The sequence below is a fragment of the Bradyrhizobium sp. genome (genome assembly GCF_049581145.1).
Taxonomy (GTDB): Bacteria; Pseudomonadota; Alphaproteobacteria; order Rhizobiales; family Xanthobacteraceae; genus Bradyrhizobium.
Genome location: NZ_JBAURI010001026.1, coordinates 1 through 3,322 on the forward strand (window position 1 = coordinate 1; position 3,322 = coordinate 3,322).

Genomic DNA, 3,322 nt, shown 5'->3' on the forward strand with positions numbered 1-3,322 from the left:
CGCCGCACCAGCCACCTGCTCGAGATCCCGGTCGGTGACGCGCTGCTCGGCCGCATCGTCGACCCGCTCGGGCGCCCACTGGATGGCGGCGGGGCCATCGAGGCGGAAGGGTTCGAGCCGATCGAACGGGCCGCGCCGGCCATCATTGACCGCGACTTTGTCAGCGAACCGGTGCAGACCGGCATCCTCGTGATCGATACGATGTTCGCGCTCGGCCGCGGCCAGCGCGAGCTGATCATCGGCGATCGGGCGATCGGCAAGACGGCGGTCGCGCTCGACTGCATCATCAACCAGAAATCCAGCGACATCATCTGCGTCTACGTCGCAATCGGCCAGAAGTCGTCGACCGTGAAACGGGCGATCCAGGCGGTGCAGATGCATGGCGCGCCCCAGCGCTGCATCTTCGTCATCGCCAGCGCGTCGTCGGCTCCCGGCCTGCAGTGGATCGCCCCGTTCACAGCCTTCACGATGGCCGAATATTTCAGGGATTGCGGCCGGCACGCCCTCGTCGTGATCGACGACCTGACCAAGCATGCCGCCACCCATCGCGAGATCGCCCTCCTGACCCATCAGCCGCCCGGCCGCGAGGCCTATCCGGGCGACGTGTTCTACGTTCATGCGCGGCTGCTCGAGCGCGCGGCCAAGCTCAGCCAGGCCACAGGCGGCGGTTCGCTGACCGCGCTGCCGATCGCGGAACTCGATGCCGGAAACCTCAGCGCCTATATCCCGACCAACCTCATCTCCATCACCGATGGCCAGATCGTGCTCGACGCGCGGCTGTTCCACGAAGGCCAGAAGCCGGCCGTCGATGTCGGGACCAGCGTCAGCCGGGTCGGCGGCAAGACCCAGGCTCCGGCTTTGCGGGAGGCCGCGCATGCGCTCCGCCTCGATTACGCGCAGTTCCTCGAGCTCGAACTGTTCACCCGCTTCGGCGGCGTGACCGACACCCAGGTCAAGGACAAGATCGCGCGCGGCCGCCGCATCCGCGGCCTGCTCACGCAGCCGCAATATGCGCCGATCCGCCTCGCCGACCAGGTGGCGCTGGTGCTGGCGCTGCAGACCGGCGCACTTGATTCCGTGCCGCTCGATGACATCGCGCGATTTCGCCGCGAATTGTCGCCCTGGCTCGACAGCAAGGCGAAAGCGGTGGTGGACGCGATCGAGCGAACCGGGCAACTGGACGGCTCCGACCGCGCCAAGCTCGCGGCCGAATTGTCGGCGCTGGCGTCCAGCATCAGGCCGGCCAATGCGGGAGGCGGATGATGGCCGAACGGCTGGCCGACATCGCAACCCAGATTCAGAATGTTCGTCAATTGGAGGCGGTGGTCACGGCGATGCGCGGCATTGCCGCGTCGCGGGCGCAGCGCGGACGTTCGCTGCTTGCCGGGATCGAGGCCTATCACGCGGTGATCTCCCGCGCCATTGGGCAGGCGCTGACCATGCTGGGCGCGCCTGTCATGGACCCGTCCAGGGCGCATGGCAGAACCGCCCTGGTGCTGTTCTGCGCCGAGCAGGGTTTTGCCGGGGCATTCAGCGAGCATCTCTTCGAGCACGCAGCAGCCGAACTCGCTAATGCCCTCACCTTTGTCGTGGGAACGCGCGGCGAGATCGTGGCGCGCGAGCGCGGCCTGAGCCCGTCATGGACCGCCGCCATGGCAACCCATGTCGACGCCATCCCTTCCCTCGCCAATCGGATCGCCGATGCCCTGTACCAGCACATCGCCGCAGCCACGATCTCAAAGATTGAGATCGTGGTGTCGCGTTCGACCGCGGGCGGCGGCATCCAGATCGAACGGCGCTCGCTATTGCCGCTTGACTTGAGCCGCTTCCCACAGCCGGGCAACCGGCTGCCGCCGCTGACGACACTGCCTCCGCACGATCTGCTCGAACGGCTGACGGCGGAATATGTCTACGCTCAGCTTTGCGACGCCGCCATGCACGCCTATGTGACCGAAAACCAGGCGCGGATGATGACCATGACGGCGGCCAAGTCCAATATCGGCGACAAGCTCAACACACTGTCGCAACGGGAGCGGCAGTTGCGCCAGGAGGAAATCACCAGCGAGATCATCGAACTTGCGAGCGGGACGGAAGCGTTGCGGCGCCGTTGAACGATGGCGGCAGGCCGACGCAGGTCCGGCCGGGACAAAGATGTGCGTCGATCGCTGGACGTGATGCTCATCACGGTTGATTGCCCGGAGCAGCCGTATTGACCAGCGAGCATCCCAGCGGCGGTTCGATTGCCCGCCGTTCGACATGCGGGGTCGCGTCCAACACGCAACCGCTCGACAATTCGCGCAGACTGCGCGTGTGCTCGACATCTGCAGACCAGACAAAACCCACAGAGCTGACCCCGATCAACTATTCCGTGCAGATATTTTCGCGCGCCGCGCTGTCCTCGATCCCTGGAAATTGAACCCCGCGAAAGCTGGTGCCGACAAAACTGCGAGTCGATGCAATGCCGCCGTCGCTCGATTCGGGCTTCGGGCACGGCGCAGATGCAGAGAGTGTCATGAGACGGGTTCTTGTCGCGATCGTCTGTTGCATCACGCTGCTGGCCAGGGCCGGCAGCGCCCTCGCGGATCCGACATCGGACCGCGACATGGCCAATCGCTATTTGCAAGCGGCGCAGTCGGGCGACGACAGCGCGCAGTTCTATCTGGGCGCGCTCTATTCCGCGGGCGTCGGCCTGGCGCGATCCGATGAGGAAGCCTTCCGCTGGTTCTCACGCGCCGCCGATCAGGGCCATTCGCATGCCATGCTGATTTTGGGCGGCCTTTACGCGATCGGACGTGGCGTTCCGAGAGACTATGTCAGCGCCTACAAATGCGCCTACATCGTCAGCGCGGCCACCAAGGTGGAGGAATTCCGCAACGGCTCGCGCCAGCTGATGGCCGTGCTCGAAGGCAAGATGACGTCCGAGCAGGTCAACCAGGCCAGAACGGATGCCCTGCGCTGGCACGCCGCTGCGACCGCGACGCCGTCTCAGGCTCCGCCCGCGCAGACGCCAGCTCCGTATGCCGACAAAACCCGCGCCGCGCCGCTGGCTCACCCGCCGCCGGCCGCCCTGAAGGCGCCACCGGCACCCGCCGTTCCGATGGCGCAATCCGCGATCCGGCCGAACAGCAATTCGGCAGATCCGCGCAACGTCCCCGGCAAGTCCCTGAAAAAGGACGACGTGGACGGCTTGCTCGACCAGGTGCCCCCGGGACTGCGCAAACGGTTCGGCTTTTAGTTCGGGGGAATTGCGATGAAGATCTTACGCCTTTTGCTCGTTGAAACGCTGCTGCCAGGCGCCATCGCGGGCGGCGCCTATCTCTAC

At 65.9% G+C, this 3,322-nt stretch carries 3 protein-coding genes; all 3 read left to right on the forward strand.

Going from position 1 to position 3,322, the window contains the following annotated elements:
• The coding region (locus WCB02_RS33210) for a F0F1 ATP synthase subunit alpha (RefSeq protein ID WP_423965067.1) at positions 1–1,263 on the forward strand (1,263 nt) is incomplete at its 5' end.
• Complete coding sequence (locus WCB02_RS33215) at positions 1,263–2,111, forward strand: F0F1 ATP synthase subunit gamma (protein WP_423965069.1); 849 nt, start codon at positions 1,263–1,265, stop codon at positions 2,109–2,111. The genes WCB02_RS33210 and WCB02_RS33215, both read left to right, overlap by 1 nt.
• 401 nt (positions 2,112–2,512) lie before the next feature.
• A complete protein-coding gene (locus WCB02_RS33220; RefSeq protein ID WP_423965071.1) occupies positions 2,513–3,235 on the forward strand; it encodes a tetratricopeptide repeat protein in 723 nt (240 codons plus the stop codon).
• Positions 3,236–3,322 lie beyond the last annotated feature (87 nt).